Origin of the sequence: Photobacterium arenosum, assembly GCF_014841115.1 — a bacterium.
GTDB lineage: Bacteria > Pseudomonadota > Gammaproteobacteria > Enterobacterales > Vibrionaceae > Photobacterium > Photobacterium arenosum.
Window position 1 is genome coordinate 106,543 of the sequence record NZ_JACYTP010000014.1, and the last position, 24,542, is coordinate 131,084.

19 protein-coding genes and 1 pseudogene are annotated in these 24,542 nt (G+C 47.2%); 12 read left to right on the plus strand and 8 right to left on the minus strand.

The annotated features are described in order from the left end of the window. Nucleotides 1-3: 3 nt before the first annotated feature. The 3 genes from bcsA to IFO68_RS18295 are packed head-to-tail and all read right to left on the minus strand — an operon-like array spanning nt 4 to nt 3,600. Nucleotides 4-2,625, minus strand: a complete 2,622-nt coding sequence (gene bcsA, locus IFO68_RS18285) for a UDP-forming cellulose synthase catalytic subunit (protein ID WP_192017255.1) — start codon at nt 2,623-2,625, stop codon at nt 4-6. Between the two features lie 4 nt (nt 2,626-2,629). Beyond that, nucleotides 2,630-3,415 carry a cellulose biosynthesis protein BcsQ gene (gene bcsQ / locus IFO68_RS18290; RefSeq protein WP_192017256.1) on the minus strand — a complete coding sequence of 262 codons (786 nt, stop codon included), beginning with the start codon at nt 3,413-3,415 and terminating at the stop codon, nt 2,630-2,632. After that, on the minus strand, nt 3,412-3,600 hold the full coding sequence (locus IFO68_RS18295; RefSeq protein WP_225445319.1) for a hypothetical protein: 189 nt from the start codon (nt 3,598-3,600) through the stop codon (nt 3,412-3,414). Before IFO68_RS18295 ends, bcsQ begins: the two co-directional genes overlap by 4 nt. A 483-nt stretch (nt 3,601-4,083) precedes the next feature. Between IFO68_RS18295 and bcsE the strand changes: the two genes are divergently transcribed. The 4 genes from bcsE (at nt 4,084) to IFO68_RS18315 (ending at nt 9,285) form a co-directional block, all read left to right on the plus strand. Beyond that, on the plus strand, nt 4,084-5,664 hold the full coding sequence (bcsE, locus tag IFO68_RS18300) for a cellulose biosynthesis protein BcsE (RefSeq protein WP_192017258.1): 1,581 nt from the start codon (nt 4,084-4,086) through the stop codon (nt 5,662-5,664). Next, complete coding sequence (locus IFO68_RS18305; RefSeq protein WP_192017259.1) at nt 5,661-5,807, plus strand: hypothetical protein; 147 nt, start codon at nt 5,661-5,663, stop codon at nt 5,805-5,807. Before bcsE ends, IFO68_RS18305 begins: the two co-directional genes overlap by 4 nt. A gap of 22 nt (nt 5,808-5,829) precedes the next feature. Beyond that, on the plus strand, nt 5,830-7,491 hold the full coding sequence (gene bcsG, locus IFO68_RS18310; protein ID WP_192017260.1) for a cellulose biosynthesis protein BcsG: 1,662 nt from the start codon (nt 5,830-5,832) through the stop codon (nt 7,489-7,491). Between the two features lie 264 nt (nt 7,492-7,755). Continuing rightward, nucleotides 7,756-9,285: a methyl-accepting chemotaxis protein gene (locus tag IFO68_RS18315; RefSeq protein WP_192017261.1), complete on the plus strand. Its 1,530-nt coding sequence runs from the start codon at nt 7,756-7,758 to the stop codon at nt 9,283-9,285. 59 nt (nt 9,286-9,344) lie between these two features. On the opposite strand, the gene IFO68_RS18320 is transcribed toward IFO68_RS18315, so the two are convergent. Beyond that, nucleotides 9,345-10,223 (minus strand): hypothetical protein, encoded by an 879-nt coding sequence (locus IFO68_RS18320; protein ID WP_192017262.1) that lies wholly within the window; start codon nt 10,221-10,223, stop codon nt 9,345-9,347. Between the two features lie 698 nt (nt 10,224-10,921). On the opposite strand from IFO68_RS18320, the gene IFO68_RS18325 reads away from it, so the two are divergent. Next, a complete protein-coding gene (locus tag IFO68_RS18325; RefSeq protein ID WP_192017263.1) occupies nt 10,922-11,782 on the plus strand; it encodes a LysR family transcriptional regulator in 861 nt (286 codons plus the stop codon). Here the strand turns inward: IFO68_RS18325 and IFO68_RS18330 are convergent. Then, nucleotides 11,760-12,041: a hypothetical protein gene (locus IFO68_RS18330; protein ID WP_192017264.1), complete on the minus strand. Its 282-nt coding sequence runs from the start codon at nt 12,039-12,041 to the stop codon at nt 11,760-11,762. The genes IFO68_RS18325 and IFO68_RS18330 overlap by 23 nt on opposite strands. Before the next feature lie 214 nt (nt 12,042-12,255). Here IFO68_RS18330 and IFO68_RS18335 point away from each other — a divergent pair, with 214 nt between their 5' ends. The 7 genes and pseudogenes from IFO68_RS18335 (at nt 12,256) to IFO68_RS18360 (ending at nt 21,221) form a co-directional block, all read left to right on the plus strand. After that, the gene (locus tag IFO68_RS18335) at nt 12,256-12,855 is read left to right on the plus strand and encodes a cysteine hydrolase family protein (RefSeq protein ID WP_192017265.1); all 600 of its coding nucleotides are present in this window, start codon (nt 12,256-12,258) and stop codon (nt 12,853-12,855) included. A gap of 399 nt (nt 12,856-13,254) precedes the next feature. Then, nucleotides 13,255-15,849, plus strand: a complete 2,595-nt coding sequence (locus IFO68_RS18340) for an alpha-amylase family glycosyl hydrolase (protein ID WP_192017266.1) — start codon at nt 13,255-13,257, stop codon at nt 15,847-15,849. A gap of 92 nt (nt 15,850-15,941) precedes the next feature. After that, complete coding sequence (locus IFO68_RS18345; RefSeq protein WP_336510287.1) at nt 15,942-17,966, plus strand: alpha-amylase family glycosyl hydrolase; 2,025 nt, start codon at nt 15,942-15,944, stop codon at nt 17,964-17,966. A 494-nt stretch (nt 17,967-18,460) separates the two neighbouring features. Further along, the gene (locus IFO68_RS18350) at nt 18,461-19,684 is read left to right on the plus strand and encodes an MFS transporter (protein WP_192017267.1); all 1,224 of its coding nucleotides are present in this window, start codon (nt 18,461-18,463) and stop codon (nt 19,682-19,684) included. A gap of 86 nt (nt 19,685-19,770) precedes the next feature. Then, a pseudogene (locus IFO68_RS18355) lies at nt 19,771-19,932 on the plus strand (Y-family DNA polymerase); the annotation flags it as partial. After that, the gene (locus IFO68_RS22035; RefSeq protein WP_272872738.1) at nt 19,914-20,039 is read left to right on the plus strand and encodes a hypothetical protein; all 126 of its coding nucleotides are present in this window, start codon (nt 19,914-19,916) and stop codon (nt 20,037-20,039) included. The pseudogene IFO68_RS18355 and the gene IFO68_RS22035, both read left to right, overlap by 19 nt. 258 nt (nt 20,040-20,297) lie before the next feature. Continuing rightward, on the plus strand, nt 20,298-21,221 hold the full coding sequence (locus tag IFO68_RS18360) for a LysR family transcriptional regulator (RefSeq protein WP_192017268.1): 924 nt from the start codon (nt 20,298-20,300) through the stop codon (nt 21,219-21,221). A gap of 27 nt (nt 21,222-21,248) precedes the next feature. Here the strand turns inward: IFO68_RS18360 and IFO68_RS18365 are convergent, their stop codons facing one another. From IFO68_RS18365 to IFO68_RS18375, 3 genes are all read right to left on the minus strand, one after another. Continuing rightward, nucleotides 21,249-22,031: a glycine betaine ABC transporter substrate-binding protein gene (locus IFO68_RS18365; protein WP_192017269.1), complete on the minus strand. Its 783-nt coding sequence runs from the start codon at nt 22,029-22,031 to the stop codon at nt 21,249-21,251. A gap of 76 nt (nt 22,032-22,107) precedes the next feature. Continuing rightward, on the minus strand, nt 22,108-23,190 hold the full coding sequence (locus tag IFO68_RS18370; protein ID WP_225445320.1) for a major royal jelly family protein: 1,083 nt from the start codon (nt 23,188-23,190) through the stop codon (nt 22,108-22,110). A gap of 344 nt (nt 23,191-23,534) precedes the next feature. Further along, nucleotides 23,535-24,452, minus strand: coding sequence for a LysR family transcriptional regulator (locus IFO68_RS18375; RefSeq protein ID WP_192017270.1), 918 nt, complete (start codon nt 24,450-24,452; stop codon nt 23,535-23,537). Nucleotides 24,453-24,542: the final 90 nt, after the last annotated feature.

Here is a 24,542-nt window from a genome sequence, read left to right on the forward strand (position 1 = left end):
TTTTTAAGCCCTGTTGGGGACATTACGTGGTCTCAGTGACCAAATCAGGCCACCAAAGAGTGAAACACCCTGTGCCAGCGCAGCAACTGGGGCCGGGCTGTGCTGAATCAGGCGGCGGTATCCGTTCCAGCCGACCTGCAGCACAGATTTCATACTCGACATGGGCTTATCAGACTGATAAGACTGCTGCCACTTCGCCCAGATGTCTGCTCTGGCAAATGTACATTGCACGTACTGAATTTGTTGCTGCGTGCTGAGCTCACTGAGCTGCAGCCCCAGCATACCTTTGCCGCTAAAGGCGATGGTTGCCGGAAATACATAGGATTGCAGACCGCGACTCAGCACCACCTCCAGTATCTGATTCACCTGAACATCCAGACGCTCACTGTCCTGCTCACCCAGCTGGACTCGCAAGCCACTGAGCGAGAAATCTTTCATTTCAGCCTGCAGCAGGTGTCCGGATCTGAGTCTCACCGCCACCGGCATAGAAACGTCAACCCGGTGATCACGGCGTATTTGCTTGGCTTCAACAGCCACCGCCACTGCCGCGCCGAGGATCAGCAGGTTGTAGAGGGTCCAGACAATATTCACCAGCACAGTGGCCACTTCGTTCTCCGGCCCCCATCCCAACCGGTACAGGCCCATGCCGAGCCCAACCACATTCAGCAATACCAGCACCAGATAGGGCCGGGAAATCACCCAGTCATAATGGGATTCTTTAACCAGCCCGCCCTTGGCGGTGACATTAAATTGCCCTTTATGCGGGGCAAACAGTGCCACTGTGGTCGGGCGCGCGATATACCAGGCCAGGACGGTTTCATACACTTCGCCCCAGAATGAATAGCGAAACTCCCCCTGCATCCGCGAGTTGGTCATGCTGGCATGCACCATGTGCGGTAACACGTACAGAATGATCGCCAGCGCCGGTGCATAAATAATGAAGCTGTGCAGCAATAAGAACGCCAGTGGCGCGGTCAGGAAAATGATCCTGGGAATGCCCGACAAAAAATGCAGCATGGCATTGGCATAACACAGCCGCTGGGACAGCTTGAGTCCTTTGCCGGTCAGCGGATTATCCACCCGGAAAATCTGCGCCATGCCCCTGGCCCAGCGGATTCGCTGGCCGACATGCGCCGACAGGGTTTCCGTTGCCAGACCGGCTGAAATCGGTTGTTTCAGATACGCCGAGTGATAGCCCAGACGGTGCATCCGCAGTGAGGTATGCGCGTCTTCAGTGACTGTCTCCACCGCTATGCCACCGACTTCTTCCAGTGGCCCGCGGCGCAGAACGGCGCATGAGCCGCAAAAGAAAGTGGCATCCCACAGATCGTTACCGTCCTGAATCAGGCCGTAAAACAAGTTGCCTTCGTTGGGCACATCGCGAAAATTGGCCAGATTACGCTCAAACGGATCCGGCGAGAAAAAGTGGTGTGGTGTCTGAATCAGCGCCAGTTTCGGATCTTTCAGGAACAGGCCCATTGTCAGCTGAAAAAAGGCTCTGGCCGGAATGTGGTCACAGTCAAAGATGGCCACAAATTCTCCCTGTGAGCGCTGCAGGGCATAGTTAATGTTGCCCGCTTTGGCGTGCTCGTTCGTTGGCCGTCGCAGATAATGCACGCCAACTTCCTGGGCAAAATCGCGAAAACTGTCTCGCTTACCATCATCCAGAATATAAATATTCAGCTTATCCTTTGGCCAGTCGACGCCCAGAGAGGCGTACACAGTGGCACGCACAACGTCCAGATCTTCATTATAAGTCGGTATCATTATGTCAATTGTAGGCCAAACTTTTGTCTCTGGTGGCAGTGCAACCGGTTTTCTGTTCAGCGGCCAGATATTCTGAAAGTAGCCTAAAATCAGCACGATCCAAGAGTAAGTTTCTGCCAGTAACAGTAAAACGCCCAGTATGAACGCCAGAGGATCGTCCCAGTTCAGCGTAGAAGAATAGCGCCACCACAGATAGCGGCACGAAGCTGTGACCGACAGGATGATCAACAGCAAGGTCGGAAAATGGCCTGACATTCGCCGGCACATCATGGCCAGCGCCCACAACAACAGAACAAACACCATCTGGGCTTCCAACCCGAACGGCACGGTAAAACAGATCATAGCAAGTGAGACCACTGCTATCAGCAGCAGAACATTGATCATCCGCCCGGTTTTGGTTTCTTTCAATACCGCTTTAAGATCTTCCGTGTCGGCGTCGGTCGCTTTTTTTTCCAGCCATTCAATAAGGCTGGCAATGCGCCCCAAGGGTAAATAGAAAATGCCTTTCACACGGCGGATCAGCTGTTTGGTGCCCGCCTGCAGCTGGGCTTTAAGATGGCCCGGCGATTGCGGCCTAACACAGAGCAGCCACAGGCTCTGCAGCGCAAAACGCACAGGATCCAGCAACGAAGGGGAAGCAAAATTGATGTGCGGGTAGTAAATCAGAGGTAAACGCCATGCAGGCACGCCGGCAATCTGCGGCTTGAGGCACACAAACGCAAAGGTAAACCACAACCCGAGTATGAGATTTCCTGTGTGGGAAGCAGGTGTATTGCGCTCGCGCTCATAAGCAAGCTTTTGCACTTTGAACTGCTCAATAACCCAGGATTTAAAAACCAGATTTAAGGTGTTGAACATAGGCTCAGGAAACACACTGGATGGCTGACAATTGCGACACGCACCAAAAGGCGAGTGACTGATAATCTTTTGCCGCCTGGCTGGTTGGGGCAAACTGCTGCACTGTGGTCAGATTTGCCACACTGTCCATCAGAGCGATGTCCCGGTGTAACAATACCGGTGACATTTCAGCGCCAAGCTCTCTTTTCATCACCAGCATGAAATCGCGGCTGATCTCGGTTTCAGGCTGATACTGATTGAGCACATAGCGCACTTTGGCTGAGACAGGCGCATCGTTAAAAACAGCCTGGGTTTCGAAAACATCTTGCAGCACGCTGTAACAGGCGGCATCAGGGGTTAGCACCACCAAAACGGTATCAAAAAAATAGCCAAAGGCTTCATCCTCCAGTAACGCCAGATCCGACGATCCCAAATGAATCAGTTGCCAGTGATCCTGATTGTCACCCACCTCAAACCGCCCGAGCGCTTCAAGGATCTCAGCCAGATAAGGGCCGCGGTTAGCCTCAAACTGTCTGGCGTTATGCAATGGCAGTTGGCCAAAAGGCAAAAAAGTCACACCATTGGGACTTTCAAAGCCCGCTGACTGCCAATCGGTATTCGCACACATGTGACTGGCCCACCCCTCAACGCTGGAAATAGGCAATCCGAGGTGTAAACGCAGCAAATTAGCATCAACAGCATCAACCACCAGCACATTTTTCTGTACTTGCACTAGTGCCTGTGCCAGATTTGCCGTGACTGTTGTCGCCCCGGCGCCGCCACGCAAGCTGAGAATCCCGATCCTTTTCATACCATATCGGCCTGGCTGCTGTTTTCAGTTCTGGCTTGCTTTGTCCCGTGAGGTGATTTTTTACTTTTTAATATCAACCACTTATTTTTTACTTTTGAATAGGTCTCGCTTTCATTTAATTCGACATAATCATGATTAGTCATGTTATAAGACGCATAAATTGCATCAACATCTTTCGCAGGCATTACCACAATAATTCACCACTACTTAATAGAATTTATCAATGCCATTAATACAAACTATATTTAAGTACATAATTTTCAAAGAAACAAACAGGCACTAACGTTTATTACATTATCGCCTGTTCATTATTAACATTTGGTCCACAAAAAAATCATGTCCCTATTTATTAGATTTAATACTTGCAGCTATAAACGCTAATGACTGTGACCGGAAAACAACGATAATATTACAGTTAATTATGTATGCCTTTCGGTTCATAATCAAATCTCATCATCAGTACATTGCCCACATGTAAAACGAACAGTTCTTTATAGGTTTCAGTCGGTGCAAAGATAAACCAGATGAATGATTCGACATTTTGAGTAAATTCTATATGATCTTATTATATTAGTAACATCTTTTTCTGTCGTGTTCTTACTGTGATGGTGCCTCTGCAAGCTTAAAGAAGCGGGAAAAGTGCCGATAGCGAGCAACTGGTATTTTATATGTCTACAAATCCAGACTTTACACACTTTGTCGAAATAAACAATTTTCCGTCTGTTTATGTCAATCTTTTTGCCCAAAAAACTCTGGCCATTAATTATCTGACATCAATCATTAAACATAATAAAAACAATAGTTTCACTTGCTTTACAAACAAAGATAATTTTTACTCCGGCCTGAGCGAGCAAGATGGTAGTCAAATTTCAGCGGCGTTACAGGAAAAGTGTAAGAAAATCTTATTTCTGAATCGGAATAAAAGCCAAAATGGTATCCATTTTCATTTGCTGCTCGATGATATCATCAAGTTAAAAGCCACGAAAAAATCGCTCGCCGTCCTTTTTGTACCGGATATATTTTTCGCCAATATTAATAAAGATAATCTCACTATTGTTTTAAAAAAACTTAACGATCACGCAACCAGCAATGATCTGACTATTCAACTTCTGGTGTACGGCTCTATAACCTCCACCTCACTGAAACCGGCGTTACTGGCACTGAACCACCACCTGGCGGGGCTGGCTTCCATGAGTATGATCAGTGACGACAAATACAGCTACCAGGTACATTTCTGGGCGAAATCCGATGGTGTTCAATCCGATAAAACATTCGTTGTGCAGAAAACGGCCCATGGCGTGCTGGCTGCCGTGCCGGTGTCAACACCCAATATTGCGGCACTCAGCAGCCAGGATGACACGGCGCTGATTGTGATGAGTCATGCCGTTGTGGATGACGATATCCCGCTTCCTGCGCATGTCCAGCTGGCGGCGAACAATGCAGAGATCATCAGTGATTTAACAACCCCACCTTCAACGACATTGATCTTGTCCTGCCAGTCGCCGGAGGAGATCCGTCAGTTGGCTGTCGACTGCCTGCATTTACGGCAAAAAGCCGGGCCGCGGCTCAAGATCATCATCAGAGAAGTCAGGCAGTGCCTGCGCTATGCCGATGAAACCTTCCTGCTGAGTGCCGGCGTGAACCTGATTGTACCTTATCACCTGCCCTTTTTAAGGATGATGAGCCAGGTTGATGCGATACAAGGGCAACGCATGACACGCCTGCTGCCAGACAATACTGAAGAGCTGCTGTTAAACGACCCGAACTATAATGCCAGGGGATACTTGGACAATCAGACATTTATCCAATATTGCCATACTGTGATGCAGCAATTTACCTCGCCTCAGCTGGACGTGGTGTTGGTTAAACTCAAGCTGCTGCCAGGAATGCAACCGGATGAGTGTCTGCGGCTGTGCCATATCCGGCGTGATGGCGATGTGATTACCGCCTGCCACCATGCGTTATATGTTCTGTTCAGCGCCATTCGCCAAACGGATATCCATACGGCACTCAATAATATTTTTGATGCGCCGGTGCGGGATCTCTTCCAGACCGTTCGCGTCATCAGTGCGCATCATGATCTGGAAAAAGAGCTGGAAGTGGTCGGTAAAGAGGCACTGACTGTGTGTGCCGATATAAAAAAAATCACCACTGAACCGGCTATTTTTGCAGAAAACAATAGCACCGAGGATAAGATGACGGCCCTTTTTGCCGCACCCAAACGCATTCGATTAAAAGGTGAATCATGAACATTGATGATTTTCTGCTCACTGCAGGGTTAAGCCTGTTAACAGGCATGGTACTGGGTTATTACCTGCGCCACCTGATCACACTGGGCAAGCGTTTCCATCGCAAGTATTTCGGGCGTTCCCGCTACTTTGAACAAGACTGAATTTTATTACTAAGCAGAGACTATGACGATTACACTCTCTTCTCATTCATCACAGCAGGTTAAAGGACTGGGGTGGTGGAATGTTTATTTCATTGCAAAGTTCGCCCTGTATCTGCAGGGCACGATTGATTTCCATCCGCTGGAAAACATAGCGCTGGCTCTCTTTCTATTATTGCCGCTGCGTTCTCGCCTGCTGGCAGCCATCAAGATCGTCATTGCAGTACCTGCCGCGGCCTGGTTGCTGCACTATGATTCTTTTCTGCCGCCTTTAGACCGCCTGTGGGCGCAAATGAACCAACTGATGCATTTCGAATGGGGTTATCTGTTCGAATTGGCAGGCCGGTTTTTCTCTTTCCAGGCGCTGCTGGGCCTTTTTGCCGTTGGCATAGGTTATTACCTGCTCAATCGCTTTTTACGTGTATCGGTACTGGTCATGGCGGCGATGCTGTTTTTCAGTCTGCCATCCGGCCAGATAACGCCTGTGATTGCAGATCAGGGCACGGTTGAGAACAATACCCCGATCACCCGGCCTGCCGGCAATGCCAATACCAATACCAATGCCAATGCCAATGCAGCCAACGTGCCGGCGGGGACGGATGATGCCTCCCTGAACCAGTACGTGGCTGAATTTTTTTCCCGTGAATCAAAACGGCAAGTCCTGCTGGATGACAACGCCGTTAATGCAGCGCCCTTCGATCTCTTATTCCTGAGTATCTGCTCAGTCGCCTGGGACGATATCAATATCGCCGGGCTGGACGATCATCCTTTGTTTAAAGAATTCGATATCCTTTTTGATCAGTTCAATGCGGCAACCTCCTACAGCGGGCCAGCCGTGATCCGTCTGCTGCGAGCCAGTTGCGGGCAGGAAAGCCACAGCCAGCTCTTTGCGGGTGCACCGTCTGAGCAGTGCTATCTGTTCGAAAACCTGAAGCAGTTGGGTTTTGAAGAAAATCTGGTGATGAACCACGACGGGATCTTCGACAACTTCCTTGAGTTGATTAAAACCGAAGGTAATGTGGTGGCAGATCTGATGCCACAAACGGGTTTTAGCCCGTACCAGAAGTCTTTTGACGGTGCACCGATTTACCGCGATAAAGACGTATTGAATCACTGGTGGCAGCAGCGCCAGCAAGCAGGCAACGACAAAGTTGTGGCACTCTATAACACCATTTCCTTGCATGACGGTAACCGGATCATTCACGGTAACCAATCCACCGGGCTGGTGAGCTACAAATTGCGGTTGAAAAACCTGCTCGACGATCTGTACGCTTTCTTCCAGTCGCTGGAACAATCGGGCCGCAATATCGTGGTGGTACTGGTGCCAGAACATGGTGCAGGTATGAAAGGCGATCGGATGCAGATAACCGGGATGCGGGAAATTCCGTCGCCTTCAATTGTACATACCCCTGTTGGCTTAAGAGTTTTTGGCAAGAACATCGTCCGTACCGGCGAGACAGCGCGTGTGGCATCACCGTCCAGCTATCTGGCGTTATCTCAGCTCATTGCCAATGTTTTAGAGCAAAACCCGTACCTGAGTGGCAGCGTCGACCCTGCCTCGCTGATCAGTAACCTGCCAGCCACACCTGTGGTGGCTCAAAACGAAGGCTCTACTGTCATCAGAGTTCAGGGAAAAAACTACGTCACACTGGATGGCAGCAGCTGGTCTGAATACCCGTCGAAATAACCGACGGTACGCAATGGCATTGCCACGCCCCAACCGGGACGTGGCAGTTACAACGGCAGATTGAACGACAACAGCGTGATTTTCAGTCATTTGCATAAAAAATAAATTAGAAAAGATATTATTATTTATCTTAACCATGCAAACTACCTCTCTTATACGCTTTCAGCATCAAGCTTAAATTCATATGAAAAAAAATATATTCACAAAACTTTCGCAGTCCCTGTCACACTGTGTGTATTTATGTTCATACTTTTCTGGAATCAAATGTCTGGAAATAAAGACACACTAAATGCAATGAACTCAATCTATCTTGATCGTGTCATTCCTTTGCAACAACTAAAAACAATTTCTGATGCCTTTGCGGTTGATATTGTTGATGCATTCAACAAGTGGAATATCGGTACACTCTCACAGCAAGAACTGGAATTTTCCGTATTAAAAGCAAAAGACGTAGTTGCAGATACCTGGGAAAGCTATTACTCAACCCAGTTAACTGCCGATGAAAAAGCCATATCAAAAACACTGACAGCTGAAATCAATGCTATAAAGAAAGATCTTGTTACACTTTTACGAGAGGCAAGAAACCAGCCTGATGCTAAGCATCAAATCGTCCACAGAGTCTACAACCGTATAGAGCCTCTCTCTGATAAAATAGACAACTTAATTAACATTCAGATAACGGCTTCTGGACAGGTTTACCAAACAAGTAAAAGAAAGTATGAGGCAGATGTTCAGCTGGGAATCTTACTGCTTATCGCTGCCTGTATTACCGGGTTCATTTTTTCATTCTGGATCATACGTAAGGAATTACGTGTACTGCCTGAAATTACTGACAGTATTCAAAAAATGTCTGATGGCGACTTCACTCCACGTAAAATGACGAAAGCCAATAACGAACTTGATTTGATATCGTCATCCTTGTCTGCACTTCAGCAAAGTATTTTCAGTATCATCCAGTCTTCAGAGCGAATTCAGGAGCAGTTAGCCGTAAACCAAACGCAAATATCGACAGTGATACACAGCAACTCAGAGAATGCCCAGCGCGAATTATCTGAAATAGAGCAAGTCGCAGCCGCTGCCACAGAACTGTCTTCAACCGCATCTGATGTTGCTCACAACGCGCACTCGGCGGAAACTGCAGCGACTGAAGCTATCACCATCATCAACGCCAGCTCAAGTACACTACAACGCTCCGATTCTATTGCTGAAAGTGTCAGTGTATCCATGAAAGAGTCCGCACGAATAATCAACGAATTAAGAGAGCATTCAGAAAAGATAAGCTCAGTGGTGGATGTGATTAACAGCATATCAGAGCAGACCAACCTACTGGCGCTCAATGCCGCTATAGAAGCAGCCCGGGCCGGTGAACAAGGCCGGGGGTTCGCGGTTGTTGCCGATGAAGTCCGAGCACTTGCAGCCAAAACACAAAAGTCGACCATAGATATTCAAACAATCATCAGCCAGCTTCAGGAACAATCCAAACTTGCAGATGAACACATGAAACTCAACACAGACATGGTTTCAGAGTCTCAGGTTATTACTCAGGCCTTGTCCGATGCGTTCAAAACGATTTCAGAGCAGGTTGGACAAATTTCAGACGTCAATGCTTTAGTCGCTACCGCCTCGGAAGAGCAATCTTCTGTCACGAATGATATCTCTCACAGGCTGGAAGAAATCAGCCAGATCGTGCAGAAAAACTCTGAGAATGCCAGCCAGACGACACTGGCAAATAATGATATTTCGACATTAACCCAACGCCTCAGAAAAGAAATGGCTTTTTTTAAAGTCAGTTAATATACAGATCAGGCCCAGCACCGGGCCTGATCTATTAATAAATTACTTACTTGCCATACTTAAAGTGGCTGACATCTTGGGCATGGCGGTTTCGGCGTGCCCGGCACTCTCACATAACCTAAAGACATACCATCGGTATACTTTCCGTCAGACAAAGTAACGCTGACACTATTTATACCTGGATTAGCTGGCGTAACACTGATCGTTGTATTGCCCTGCAATGCACTCAGGCTCACAGATGTCGAGGCAGTCTGGCCATATAAATCATCCCGAACACGAATAATCAAGCGGGCATTCACGCTGGTGTCCTTCGCTGCTGTTGAATATTTATCAATCAGGTACTGTATATTGGCCTGCACTTTGCCCGAAGCGTGGGTCGCACTTCCACTCACAATTCTTGGTTTTTTCTGTACCCAGACACCTTCAGCTGAACACATACCGCCAGCTCGGTTTATCCAAACCAGGCCGTAACCGTAAGTACGTGAAAACTTCATATTAAGATAGGAATTGGCATCGAGGTTTGATTTATCTTTGCCGACATAGCCGAACTCTGAATTGTTGAAATGCACGTTAGCATAGCGGTCAAATAAATTGCCTTTGGCACGGAATACTTCATCCTGAACCACATGCTTTGGCACTTCCACCCGCAAATAGTCAAACGAGTTGAAAAGGTTAATCAGCGACTCAAAAAAGTTGGCATATTCTTCCTGATTATAATCAGTTTGATCTGGGTTAGAAGGATCCGGGTAGGTTTGTGGATCATTATAAATATTGTAGCCACTCTCGACAGCACCCCTCACATCCTCTGATTTAAAATCATAAGATTTTACTCGTCCGTACTCACAGCCAGAGGGTAAATCAAAGTTACGAGCCTGAGCACTCACTGAAGTTACCGAGAGCGCTAAAGCAGCAAAAGTAAGACAGAATTTCAACTTCATTGTCATCATCCTTGTGATCGTTCTGAATGGGAGTTTCATAACCCCATGATATGCACACAAACACACGTGCAACATCGCGATTGAACAGAATCAGAAATGATTAGGCAAGAAGAAACGCATAATAACGGGAAATTATGAATAAATTTAATATATTGATCACATATGCATTTCATTAAATATAAGATTAGCTAAAGTGACAATGTCCCTCATGTATGGAGTCAAGATTTCAGTTTCATATGCATCACACGCCTGTACTCCAGCTGAAATCTTCTTGTCTTCGATGTGTTTTTATCGTGGCAGTCTTGCCTTTGATATGATTCTTATCATGACCACCCGGTAATTTCCCCAACCGGGGTGTGGACTTCACACGTACATTATGCAAGCATAGTAAACAATAAGCATATCATTTATGATTTTTATGGATCTGAAGAGGGTTAATCGAAAGTATTCTTCAGCACGCGAACGGGGATTCATCCTATTCTGTGCATGCTTCGTAAGTACTGATTATTGGGGTAGACCATAAATTTTATAAAAAGATAAATACATGGATGCCAGACACAAGAGAATGAAGGTTAAGCTTCATGGATACGAATAGAGAAAAACTGACTTATCTTTATATGCACAGTTGATGAAAACATACAGAACAAACTCAAGATTACATTGACAAAAACAATATAAATCAAATATTTAGGTTATTCATGAACAAATTAAACTGGGACGATTTAAAATTTTTTCTCACGTTATATGAAACAAATACAGTCAGTGTGGCAGCCAATCGGTTAAATGTGAACTATGCAACAGTATCAAGAAGAATTGACCGGTTAGAGAATGCTCTAAAACTAAAACTCTTTGACAGAACACAGGATGGGTTCATTTCTACGATTGAAGGGCGATTGCTTTACGATAAATCCATCACTATGAGAGACAAAATCAACAGCCTCGAAGAAGAGCTCTCGCCTGAATCAAAGTTCAATCAAAATACTAAAATATCAATGGTTCCATTTTTAGCAGAACATTTCGTCATAGAAAATTTGCATAGCTTGCACCAGAGGTTTCCCGAATTAAGGTTCGAAATTGACACTTCGAGTCGAAATGTCAACATATCTAAACAGGAAGCTGATATCGCTTTACGGATGGAGTTGCCAGAAAAAGGCGAGTCCATTTGTAAAAAACTGGGTGAGATAGAATATGTGCTCTATGGTAACGAGTATTGGCTGGACAAACTCGTAAAAAATGAAAACGTCAATATAATTACATACTCTAATCTGTATAGTCATCTGCCAGAATGTAAGTATCTCATCGAAAAATTTGGAACAAAGTCAATACGAATTCAATCTGACTCTGTTTCAGCTCAAAAAAGAGCATCTGAAAGCGGTTATGGTATCTCGCTAATCCCAAGAATTGTACTTCGAAATGACTCCTATCCATTTATCAGGCCTTCGGAAGAAATATACCGTGAAATATGGATGCTAACCTCTAAGAAAACATCATATTCCACGCCTAAAAAACTTGTTATGGACGAGTTAGTCAGGATATTCAGAAATGCATTTTCGAAATAATAATGAATATTAAAATATAAATAATATTTGAGGATTCATCAATCACCCTGGAAGGGTCTGACAAACTGTCAAAAAAAGGTCCTGTTATTGACAACTCTAAATGCTTTATTTTTTCAAAAGCACTCAAAAAACCTTCTTCAAGTATTACATTTTTAATATTGCCCACATTTTGAATTGGCAGAGCATGAAAACTTCCATTCATCCTCTTCTTTGAACTTGCTAGCGATTCATATATTGGCAATCGAATCTTATCAACCATATAACCTCCTGTTAATTACAATTCAATTTAAAATATTCTTATCACTATAACTATGAGAATTTTTGCACATAGGTCGTGCGCCAACAGTTGGAATGGAATTGTAGTGGTAACGAATTGCTACAAGAATTTTTGCTCATCACGCATGCAAAATTGTTCGTTAACTATTCCGATAAATTTTCTTAGACTAGGCTTGAATTTAAAAAAGGAGTCTACAATGAGTCATTTAAATACTTTACGGAAAATATCAGGCTTATCCGATAGCACGGTTGATTGGAACAATATGGTTCTTCTATATATAGACTTTCAAAATGAGTATGCTGACGGAAAGTTGAAGTTAGGCGAAAATGGTACACTTGCACTGGATAAAGCAAAAATGCTTCTTGATATTGCTCGTGATAAATCGACACCCGTCTTTCATGTGTTGCATAAAGCGAGTTCAGCATCACCAGTGTTTAACTGTGAATCAACAATGTCTGATGTTATTCGATTAGTCGAACCATCTGAGAACGAACAAATCGTGCACAAAACCCTTCCAAACTCATTTTTTAACACAGAGTTAGAAGAGCTGATACGCTTGACTGGCCGTAAGCAAATTATTGTGGCTGGTTTCATGAGTCATATGTGCGTTACAGCAACAACTATCAAAGCTGTTGAGCTTGGATACGACGTTATTGTTTGTGAAGATGCTTGTGCAACTCGAAGTCTTCCGGATCAAAATAATAACGAGCTTGATGGGAAACTGGTTCATGATGTATCCATCGCGGCATTAAGTGATCGATATGCCACTATCATGAAACTTTCTGATTTTACATAACCTTCTGATCGGCGATCTCTTAACCCGATTCAACGTTAGAAATAAGATAAAAAGCAAATTTAACCTCCTTCTCTTTTGGAGGTTTTTTCTTTCTTACCGCAATAAGAATTATAGTATCCGGCAATAGCCATCTCCCCCAGGGCGTAGAATGGGGGGCGTAGACAAAGGCTGAGATAACAAGATCACAGTTCAATTTCTTTCTTACCATACAATGAGTTAATCGGTTCACATTTCAATTCAATTTCTCCGGTAACAGCATTTTCAGCGTTATTTTTTGTGCTATTTACAACTCACCTGGCTGGATGAAATGTCCGCATCAGGTGTGTGAATAACCATAAACAATAACTCGATCCGTTCGGGAGTTATCTCTCTTGCAAAGGACGGCAAAAGGAAATTGAAATGAGAACCTTACCTACGCTTATTGTTGGTGCGACGCTGATCAGCGCCCCCGCACTCGCCGACTGGCATTTCCGGGGCACTCCGAACCAGTGGAACGCGGCAGCAATGACACAAATAACGACCACTCACTATCAAACCTGCCAGACATTTCTGCAAGGAGATGCTACCGGCGGTCCCCGGTTTAAAATCGACCGCTACGGTGACTGGCAGGAAAGCTACCCCGCCGGCGATTACACGGTTGCCGGTGATCAGAACTACCGGATCGACTTTTATACCGACAGCCAGACGATTCTCACCATGCCGGTGGCCAGTTGCGACAGCCAGCCTCATGCGCAAAACTTCGCAACGCTGCATTTTCGCGGCACGACGAATCAATGGGCCGCAGAGGCAATGACTCTGGTCGATCACAACACCTGGGCATTGTTAGTCCATTTTGACGGACAAACCAATCAGCGTTTTAAGTTTGACCTGACCGGAGACTGGTCGCAAAACTATGGTGACAATCTAAACGACGGCGTGTTAGACGCGTCTGGCGATGACATCTATACCCAGGTCAACGGTGGATATCTGGTCACAGTGAACGACCAGACGCTGAACTATACCCTCACGCCCGTGACCCCATGTACCTCAGATTGCACCCCGCTTCCCACCCTCGGCGCACAGTATCAGCCTGATAAAACCACCTTTGCGATCTGGTCGCCGGATCACAGCGATGTGACGGTTACCGTGAACGGCACAGAATACCCACTGAGCAAAGTGAGCGATGCCAACGGCTACACAGATATCTATCAGGTTGACGTCAGCGGCGATCTGCACCTGGCCGAGTACACCTTTAAAGTCAATGGCATTCCGGTGCGCGACCCATACGGGAAAATGGCAACACCCGGCACAGGAGACAGTGAAGCCATCAACATTGTGATGGACATGTCCCGCACTGCCCCTGACGGCGGCTGGGCTGAACGCCCGGCATTGTTGAACCGCGAAGATGCCGTGATTTATGAAGTTCATGTCCGCGATTTCACCATAGATGCCAGCTCTGGCGTCAGCGCAGACAAGCGCGGTAAGTTCCTGGGAATGGTCGAAAGCGGCTCCCGCTACAGCGGGTTGAAAACGGGGATTGATCACCTGGTTGATCTGGGCATCACTCACGTTCAGCTGCTGCCAGTCTATGATTTTGCCACCTGCGACGGACTTCCTGGCAGCGATCCTTGTTACAACTGGGGTTATGATCCGCGCAATTACAACGTCCCGGAAGATCGCTATTCACAGGTACCGACCGACTACGAGGCTCGCGCCAGCGAGTTTAAAACCATGGTGAACGAGTTCCACAAAGCCGGGATCCGGGTCATCATGGATGTGGTGTACAACCACACTTATGCCAAAGAAATGTTTGAAAACATCAGCAGCCGCTATTACACCCCAACCGATCTTTCAGGTACCGGTAACGCCATTGATGCCGACCAGCCTATGGTCAGCCGCATGATTCAGGATTCACTGGCTTATTGGGTCGATGAATATGGCATTGATGGTTTTCGGTTCGACCTGATTGGCATTTTTTCTTTTCAGGAAGTGGAAAAGTGGGGGCGCGCGCTGAATCAACAATTCCCGGATCGTAATTTACTCCTTTACGGCGAACCCTGGAATGGTTACGCCAGTGATCCGAAAGAAGCACAACGTGTTCGTTACGGCACCACGCATAATATGGTGCAAGAGCATGTCGGCGTTTTCAACGGCGCGTATCGTGAAGCCCTGAAAGGGTCGAACGACGATACCCGGACGGGTTATATGTTCAACAATCTGGGCAGCGCCGATGCGGGCTGGTCCATCTATGATGGCATGCGCGGTTCAGCGTACGATCCCAATGACAGCCGCAACAGCACCTGGTTCAGAAACTTTGCCGCCGATCCGGAGCAAAGCATCAACTATATTTCTGCCCATGATAATTTCGGCCTGTGGGATAAGGTGTATTTAAGCCTGTCGGGCAATGTTGTACAGAACAGCTCGCACCAGATTCTCAGCCTGACGCCACCGACCAGCCTCGATTATGCCAAACGCGTGGTGAATTTTGGCATGGGCATGGTGCTGACCAGTCAGGGCATCGGGTTTGTCCATGCCGGTGACGAATTCTTGCGGACCAAAACCGACAACGAACAGATGAGTTATCCGGATGCCTGGAATTTCGGTGCGCACGGCGGCACGCACAATACCTACAATGCGCCGGACAGCTTTAACAGCATCAAGTGGCAGCGCCGTGCTGATAACGCAGCGACCTATGATTACTTCAAAGCACTGATCGCGCTGCGCCGTAATCACCCAGGCTTGCGCATGACCACGAATCAGGACATTGCCAATTACCTTACGGCCTCCCGACCGGCTGAGTTTGGCGGGCAACTGGTCACAGGTTTTATCACTTACCCGCAAGACACGCATAACCTGTTTGTGGTGTACAACAGCGGCAACAATCAGACCATCAGCTTGCCTGCAGGCGACTGGACGCTGGTTGCCGATGCATCAGGCGCCCGTCATCAGACTGGGTTATCCGGCAGTGTGGTGGTTGAAGGCACTGCGGTGACTGTGTTTACCCAACCCCGCTAATTGCCTTGATACGTGTCCCTGAATGTGAAGGGGCACGTATTCACAAACAAACAGAGATCAAACATTCAAAGCATAACGACAGGAATTGAAACGTGAACAAAAGGATTGCTCATTCCACACTCTCATTACTGATAACTGCAGCGCTGGCGGGGTGCGGGAGCTCAACCCCATCTGCGGACGAAAACCCAACCATTGCGCCTTATGCCTGTAACACAAACGTTGCCGAGCAAAGCCAACAGCTACGGATTTACCAGACCATGGTCGAGAGCTTCATCGATGGTGACCCGAATATTGGTCATGGCACCGGCTACGGCACCAGTCATCATCAGGGTGATTTGCAGGGGATTATCGACTCTCTGGATGATATCCAGTCGTTAGGTGTTAATGCGATTTGGCTGACGCCTGTGTTTGAGTCAGTGGCCAAAATAGGCCAGGACCACTGGGCAGACCGTTTGGATGCCACCGGCTATTATGCCACCGATTATTTTTCGATAGATCCGAAATTTGGCACGATAGAGACCGCGAAAGCATTAGTCGAACAGGCCCATGCCCGGGGGTTATATGTGTTCTTTGACGGCGTGTTTGGTCACCACAAAGAGAATGTAGTGCCATCGCCAACCGGGAAACTGCCCGTGGGTGGCAGCAATCCGGTCAGCTACCCCGAGAGCCTGCCTTTTTATCAGGAAGTGGCAGCTTACTGGATAAAAACACTTAAAATCGATGGCTGGCGGTTGGATCAGGCTTATCAGGTGCCTCTGAAGGCCTGGCAGGATATTCGCCAGACAGTTGATGACGCATCGCAGTCGGTCACTTACGTCAATCACCTTGGCGAAACAGTTCACCCGCTGGGTTACATGGTGGCTGAAATATGGAATAACGAAAACGTGATCAATCAGACTGGTTATGGCCCGCAAGGCACACCGGGGTTGTGTTCAGCCTTTGATTTTCCGGTCCGCTACCGATTAGTGGAAACCTTCGCCGTGAATGAAAACAGTAACGGCGGCAAAGGCGGCAGTTGGCTGGCAGAAGGCATGGATTTACATCGGCTTTATCCCGATCATGCCAAGCCCAATCTGATGCTGGGCAATCATGATCTCGTCCGCTTTGGTGATTTGCTGCAACGGGGCAATATTGCAGAACCCAGCGATGATCAATACTGGCAGCGCCATAAAGCAGCGATATCCTTCCTCGCCGCTTATACCGGCCCCATCACCCTGTATTACGGCGATGAAATTGGTGATCAGGTTGAACATTTTGCCGGTAAAGTGCCGGGCGATATCTGCGCCATCCAAGGCTTATGTGATGATCATGTGGCCCGTTCCAGTGGCAAGATTGACGGCGTCAGTGCCACGCTGAATGCACGCCAACGCGATCTCAAAGCCTATGTCACAGAGCTGATGACAATGCGGGCGGCGCACCCGGCGTTATACCAAGGCGAACGCCTCAATATTATGGCCAATGACAAGGTGTATGTGGATCGCAAGCAAAAAGATCAGGACGCTGTCGTTTATCTGGTCAGCACCACAGACGCTTCGCAACAACTGGCTTTAAATGCGGAAATACTGGGCTCAGCCGGTGATTTGATTGACTTGCAAAGCGGTGAGCGCTTCCACGTCAGCAGTGGACACTACACTATTGCACTCAATGGCTTTGAAGCACGCTTCCTGCATATTGTCTCCCCAGTACAGCCTGCCGAGGATCTGACAGCCAAAGCCCTGATCTTAACGGGTACAGGCCTGATGGCAAAGTGCGATAATCCCACTGTGACTGAGCAAGGTCCGGTCAGCAAACCGCTGTATGTGGTGGGTGATTTCACCGATTCAGGGTGGAAGCACAGAGACAACCGGCAGTTCGAATACAAAGGCCAGAACCTGTACCAGGTGGTAACCAATGAACAGGCCGGCAGTTTCCGTCTGCAGTACGCCAGTAAAGACTGGTCGCCTCAGTATACGGCCGAAGGGCTGGAACTCCGGCCGGGTCAGAAAACACCGCTCACGGCTGGCAGCTATGGCAAAGACACAGCTGCCATGCTGCCTGAAGCCGGACGTTATGTGTGGAGCCTGACTTTCCAGGATAACGGCTTACCCGACGCTGTGATGGTGTCGAAATGTGAGTAAACAATTAAATGGCGAGTGCGGTACGCTCGCCATGATCGGCTCAATCAAAACGTCAAAATAAAAACACATCCGCCTGCAACCCGGCTTCTGAACCAGCATATTTCTGCCTCCAAATATTCTGATAGAATTAATAATAACTGCTAAAAATATCAATCACCTACTCAATAAAATAAAATATAAAACATACTTTTTTACATTCATTTACAACCCATAAAAAATAGATTGTTTTATTGTGACTATTCACACATAAAAGATCTTTTCTTCTAGATTAAATTTTTAATTACACGATGATTGCGATCGGGGCGAACAGTTGTATATTTTGATATTTATCAATATGACAAATTATTTATCTATTAAATTTCACCGACTTAGAAAAAGTCAGAATTTAAAAATCCTGGTAATGATAAATACATTCTATCCACCCACAAAAATCGACTCCATTTTAAAATGATGATTTTTATTTAAATATACATCACCACTCCCGGAGACATTATATGAAAGAAGTAATCTTTAATCGAAAATTACTTCCCTTATCGCTTGCCAGCCTCACATCCAAAATTGGCGACTTCGCACATGAAGTTGTCTTCGCGTTGATCACCATTGAGTTATTATCAGGCGATATATTCTATATTGGGCTAGTCTATTTTCTAAAATTTATCCCTTATCTCTTTTCCGGACCTGTGGGTGGCTGGATTGCCGATGTATTTCCATTCAAGAGAAACATGCTGCTCAGTGATACACTCAGGCTGAGTGTGACTTTCGTCATGTTTATCACTTACTACTTGGGCATATTGAATATAGCCGGACTGGTTGTCTGCGCTATGCTGATGACGATAGGACGCAGCCTGTTTCAACCAAGTTTCAGATCCTACCTGCCATTTGTGTTGAACAAAGAAGAATTACCTGCAGGAAACAGTCTGTTTCAAATCATCGAAGATGTCGCATCCATTATCGGACCATTGCTATGTGCCTTGATCATCTCTGTTGCCGACAAAAGTTTTGTCTTGCTTGCCGATGCAATCACTTATGCACTTTCTCTTATTTTTCTGCTTTTGTTGAAAAAGAATCAGACACACAGAGAGGAAAAACTTTCGTTTACCGCTTTGTTTACTGATACCAAAGAAAGCATATCGAATTTAAGAAATCATCAAACTGATTTATTCATGGTGATTATTGGCACGACTGCGTGTGTACTCTTTACAGCCGCGCTGCTGAAATATGTGCTCCCGGCTATCATTGTTGAACATTACCTGCGTGAGGAATTGGTTGGTTATGTCTTTTCAGTGATGGCAACAGGGACAGTCATGGGTGGCATTTTATATCCAAGAATAGTGAAAGACACGACACCAGAACTGGTGATGAAATCGTGGATGTTATATGGCGTGCTGTTTGTACTGGTGGCGATAGCTATTAACATCAACCAGCCTGCGCTGTTCACCTCTGTCTTCATACTGGGGTTTGTTGGCGCCATTGTGGATATTTCTATCATCACCAATATCCAGACCCTATCCCGCCAGGGAGAGCTTGGCAAAAATTACGGCCTCTACTCGACCGTTGCTAACACAGGTGAATCCTTATCAGGCATTGTGGCTGGTGCTCTGACCATAGTAGCTGGCGGATTCTCTTTTATCTGCATGGCGACTTCCATTGTCATTTCGGCCAAATGGGCACTGGTTAAACTCAGAAAAGAAGAAAAAGCACATGAACGAACAGTGTAAAATCGCCCTTTGCCGGGAAGCAAAGGAGATAATCGTTTCAGAAAGAACAAGCTTCGTCTCTACGCGAATGTATTGAGATAAAAACGATGCACACTGAGAGAGAGCAACACGGAGACAGGAAGTTTATTCATATCGACATGGACTGCTTTTTCGCAGCAATCGAGATGAGGGATAACCCTCATCTCCAGAATATTCCCATCGCAATCGGCGGCAGTGTTGAGAGCCGAGGGTGGTTTTCACAGCGAAACTGATCGTGCCGTTGGATATCGGAATTGAAGGTGGAGAGCTGGATTTGGGGTTTGAGCGTTGGGGGATGCTGAAGGCTTCCGAGAAGTGGACGCAGGTACTCAACTGAAATCAGACGCTATCCCTGGTGAGCATTCACTGCCCTAACAGGGTCGATCAATATGTGGGTCTGTGACTTACGCTGGCACAGAACAATGAACAGCCTCCCGCCAAGGTGTCCACGAGTTACAAAGTCAGATCACTCAAACCAACAACGTATGTTCTACAACAAGTAACGAGTTTATGTCCACGCCACAACAGGGCCTCACTTGTGATACGAACGAAAAACTGATAACAATGAATACATTACCAATCATGTGTTGAATTTATGCTACTAAACGATCTTCTCGTGGTGATGAAAGTGGCGGAGCTTCGCAGTATCACAGCAGCCGCCAACAGTTTAGACATGCAAGTCGCTACCGCGAGTGCCGCGCTTAAACGCGTTGAGAAAAATCTGGGACTTGAGCTGTTTATCCGTTCGACACGTCAGTTGCGGATGTCGCCCGCTGGCGAGCGTTACCTGCCTCAGTGCCAGCAGGCTCTACAATTACTCGAGAGCGCACGACTCAATATTCAGTCAGATTTGGATGAGTTGGGCGGCGAAATGCGGATTGCTCTGTCTTCCGATCTGGGCCGAAATGTCATTACCCCTTGGCTCAATGAGTTCCTTGATCAACACCCGAATCTCACTCTACGCAGTCACATAAGCGACAGTATCATCGATTTTTATCGCGATACCGTTGATATGGCTTTGCGTTACGGTTCACCCACGGAAAACAACCTGTATGGTTTTAAAATCTGTGATGTCCCTCGTTTGCTTTGCGCGGCCCCTTCGTACCTCGCAACGCATGGCACACCGTCGCATCCTCACCAGTTGGCGACACACAATGGCTTGTGCTATCAATTGAACGATGTGGTCCAGAATGAATGGCAGTTTGCCCATTACGATCAAACCATCAAAGCCAAACTGTGCGGGAATCGTATATCTAACGACGGCGATCTAGTACGCCGCTGGTGTGTATCCGGATATGGAATGGCCATCAAGTCGTGCCTCGATATGGCGGACGATTTGCTCAATCAACGAGTGATCAGTGTAATGCCTGGTTATACGCCGACGCCGACAGAGTTATGGTTAGTCTGCCCCAGTCGTCAGTCCATCACGCCCACCGTCCGTTTGCTGCGGGATTATCTCAAAACCCGCACTCAGGCGTTACTTTCAGCGCTCGCGGCGCGCCACCTCATCCCGAGCTAAGCGAGCAGCCTCTCGTTTAGCTTGGGATTAAAACGGGTGTGCATCAAGCCATGCTCGAGTCACTGTATCTAAGATTTGCCCCTCTCGACGAACCTGGTAGTCGAGATCAGCGATGATGGCGTTGGAGAAACAGAGTGCATCCAGTCGCGCCAATTGCTCCGGCGTAAACCGAGCGCGACGATCTTCACGTAATAACAGTACCGCGCGATCAACACCGCCCAGCAAACCCTTGGGGTCGTCCAAGTCGCGTATACGATGCTTATGATGCAAGAACTGGGGTTGCCACAGCGGTACCACGACCCATTGTTGGTGTTCGACCGCCTGTTCAAATGCACCAAAACACGCTTCTTCACTGCCGGTATGAAAGCGATAGCCCACCTCCTCCAGACCATACGCGACCATCATATGAATTGAGAAACGCGTGATCCCTGCGCCTGGATTAATGCCTTGAATATCTCGGTGCATTTTTGCTCGCACTTCCGGCTTCAGCAAATCCTCGACACTGGCGACCTGCTCAACCGGCACGTAATCGGGCACGCCCCACAGGGCATACGGTTGATAATGGAGGCCGAGCTCTAGCAACGGCACCTTGGCTTCGACTTGGCTTTTGTAGGTACCATGGCTGGATGGCAACCAAGCAGAGCTCAACATGTCCACCTCACCAGAGGCCAACTGCGCAAAGTTTTCCTGGTGCGGTGCGTACACGCGATCGACCTCAAACCCCATGTCGACGAGCACATGACGAACAAGTGAGGCCGTCACCCGGTGGAAGGAGAGATCCGTGACCCCTATTGTGATTGATTGTGGCATTACTTTTCCTCTTCTGACATAACCTTTCAGGTCGTGGCGATGTGAGCACCACCACGGCTGCGGCACGTAGTGCTCATCACTCCAGCTTGAGGCGCACAATGCGATAAGGCTTGGTCGCCTCTTCCTCGCCCTCGTTCATGATTGGATGCAGGTGCAACGCATTTTGCGTGAGATACAAATAGCCTTTACCTAATGCAAAGCCATCAACCCAGTTGAGCAACTGATCATCTTGCGCGATCAGTCGATAGCCAGTTTCGTCGGCTACACCGATGGCATTTTTCTCCAGATCACCCACATAGATTCGGCCATTCTTTGCCATCACCATGCCATCACTCGGTCGTTTTTCACTGTAAAATTCGATGGTTTTCGCAAGCTGCTCGGGCGCGAGCTTGGGATCAGCCAAAGCCGCAGTTGGGAGACGATAAATAGCACTGCCGTTGACCGTCCCGAAGTACACCCACTCATTATTGGTATCGATCGTGATGGGGTTGAGACCCAGATACACAGGATCGGATTTGCCGTCTTGGCGCTTCGTAGCCAACGCCGACCCATCAATATTGATTTGATGCTGAGGCGCCATCAACGCTTTGTTCGATTCCAGCACGCGCCGCGCCTGACCGGTATTGAGATCCACCACCACAAATGCCGGAGCGGCCGACCCGGCGATGTTGCCTAAGGTGGTGTCAGCGATATACATCAGATTACGCGAAGTATCGAGGGCAAAGTCCTGAAAGAAAGAATTATCCACCATCACTGAAGGACTGAGCGTGAAACGCTTCTCAAGCACATGGTTGACGCTATCCCAAGCGACAATCTGAGCGGGCGTAGTGGCACTGCCCATATCCAACATCCAAACCGTCCCCTCTTTCGTGCTATCAATGCCAATGACCGACGACAGCCCCACTTCCCCGATCTCAGGTCCATCGGCCCAGTCCTCGGTAGGAAACGGCCGTGTTGTGCCGTCGTCTAGCAACTCCATCACTCGATATTTTGGGTTTTCCAATGGATGCATTGACATGATCAGACGTCCTTGCTCCGTGACGGTCAGGTTGCCCGGGCGTGTGCCATTTAACTGTGCAACTACCTCTAAATCCGTCGCTGTAGCCACGTTGGATCCTATCGCAGCCATGAGGGCGATCCCTGTTTTCAGTATGTTCATATTGTACCTCTGTAAGCTCGCACACTCAGTTTGGGCTCTATGTGAATATGTTTCGACAATACGCGAGATATTCAAACCTAAAAACAAGCTAATGATTGAGTAATTATCAAATATTATTTGAATATAAAGGAGGGGATACCTGTCGAAGGGTAAGAGTTGAGGGCTAGTGTTCAGAGTTTTGTGTCTTTTCCTGCACGTCCTAAAAAAAGGGAGAGACACATCATGGCTGATAAATACGAAATTGATATCCAGGCATTCGCTAAAGCGCTGCAGTCCGGGCAAAACCTCAATGGCAAGGATGGCCCGCTCACGCCGCTGATCAAGCAGATCTGGTTATACAATTATCATCTTAAACTACTAAAGTGCTCAATTAAAAAATCTACAAACAAACGAAGTCGCTTGGGTTGATACTGGCGACTCAGGTAAATCACATTCAAATCCGCACCTGCTGAAGAGGTCGATGCGTTGAAGTTCTTCATGTAGCCATTCAACACCGTCACTAAACGCTGCTTTTTGATGTCTTCTTGCACATCTAAAATCGATTTCAACGCAATACCCGCCCCATCCAACGCCCATTGACGAATCACTTCACCATCATCAGAAAAGCGCTTTGGCAGCACAGTGATGACGTTGTGTTGTTCTTCATCTTGAAAATGCCATGTTTTCAGTTCTTCATTGCTGCGAACCATAGCTAAACAATCGTGCTGTGCTAAATCTTGCGGCGTAATCGGCGTCCCTTTCTTTGCCAAGTACTGAGGAGAAGCGCAAAGCACTCGGCGACTGGATGCAAGCTTGCGAGAGATAAGATTGCTGTCGGCCAGCTCCCCGTATCGGATAACGATATCCAAACCGGATTCTGCCAAGTTGGATAAGTTATCGTTCAAATACAGATAAGGGATCACTTCGGGATAAAGCTGATTAAATTCCGACAGTATTGGCGAAATGTATTGCTTGCCAATATCACGAGGAGCCGAGATTTTAAGTGTCCCGCGCACTTCTTTGGTGCCAGTTTGGAGTAAGTTTTCCGTCTCTTTTACGCTGTCGATAATTTCCAGACATGCCTGATGGTACATCGCGCCAGAGTCTGTCAACGATATATGCCTTGTACTGCGATTAAGCAATCTCACCCCATAACGATCTTCCAGCGACTGTAATCTTGCCGTGACCGTTGCTGGCGATAAGCCTAGCTCTCTGCCAGCCGCGGCCAGCCCTTGGTTCTTCACAATGCTGGCAAACAGCGTCATATCTGAAAACTTGTCCACGATCTCTCCTTAAATTTCATTATTCATCTTAGCTGAATAATAAATTCAAATATTACCCAATTATCAAATTCACTCCAATACATATACTGA

What these genes read in the sequence shown, in the direction of transcription:
- IFO68_RS18350 (WP_192017267.1), top strand. Translation starts at nt 18,461, where the DNA reads ATGAAAGAAGTAATCTTTAATCGAAAATTACTTCCCTTATCGCTTGCC.
- bcsE (WP_192017258.1), top strand. Translation starts at nt 4,084, where the DNA reads ATGTCTACAAATCCAGACTTTACACACTTTGTCGAAATAAACAATTTT.
- IFO68_RS18320 (WP_192017262.1), bottom strand. Translation starts at nt 10,223, where the DNA reads ATGAAGTTGAAATTCTGTCTTACTTTTGCTGCTTTAGCGCTCTCGGTA.
- IFO68_RS18370 (WP_225445320.1), bottom strand. Translation starts at nt 23,190, where the DNA reads ATGAACATACTGAAAACAGGGATCGCCCTCATGGCTGCGATAGGATCC.
- bcsG (WP_192017260.1), top strand. Translation starts at nt 5,830, where the DNA reads ATGACGATTACACTCTCTTCTCATTCATCACAGCAGGTTAAAGGACTG.
- IFO68_RS18325 (WP_192017263.1), top strand. Translation starts at nt 10,922, where the DNA reads ATGAACAAATTAAACTGGGACGATTTAAAATTTTTTCTCACGTTATAT.
- IFO68_RS18335 (WP_192017265.1), top strand. Translation starts at nt 12,256, where the DNA reads ATGAGTCATTTAAATACTTTACGGAAAATATCAGGCTTATCCGATAGC.
- IFO68_RS18305 (WP_192017259.1), top strand. Translation starts at nt 5,661, where the DNA reads ATGAACATTGATGATTTTCTGCTCACTGCAGGGTTAAGCCTGTTAACA.
- IFO68_RS18360 (WP_192017268.1), top strand. Translation starts at nt 20,298, where the DNA reads ATGCTACTAAACGATCTTCTCGTGGTGATGAAAGTGGCGGAGCTTCGC.
- IFO68_RS18330 (WP_192017264.1), bottom strand. Translation starts at nt 12,041, where the DNA reads ATGGTTGATAAGATTCGATTGCCAATATATGAATCGCTAGCAAGTTCA.
- IFO68_RS18295 (WP_225445319.1), bottom strand. Translation starts at nt 3,600, where the DNA reads ATGCCTGCGAAAGATGTTGATGCAATTTATGCGTCTTATAACATGACT.
- IFO68_RS18315 (WP_192017261.1), top strand. Translation starts at nt 7,756, where the DNA reads ATGTCTGGAAATAAAGACACACTAAATGCAATGAACTCAATCTATCTT.
- IFO68_RS18340 (WP_192017266.1), top strand. Translation starts at nt 13,255, where the DNA reads ATGAGAACCTTACCTACGCTTATTGTTGGTGCGACGCTGATCAGCGCC.
- IFO68_RS18365 (WP_192017269.1), bottom strand. Translation starts at nt 22,031, where the DNA reads ATGCCACAATCAATCACAATAGGGGTCACGGATCTCTCCTTCCACCGG.
- bcsA (WP_192017255.1), bottom strand. Translation starts at nt 2,625, where the DNA reads ATGTTCAACACCTTAAATCTGGTTTTTAAATCCTGGGTTATTGAGCAG.
- bcsQ (WP_192017256.1), bottom strand. Translation starts at nt 3,415, where the DNA reads ATGAAAAGGATCGGGATTCTCAGCTTGCGTGGCGGCGCCGGGGCGACA.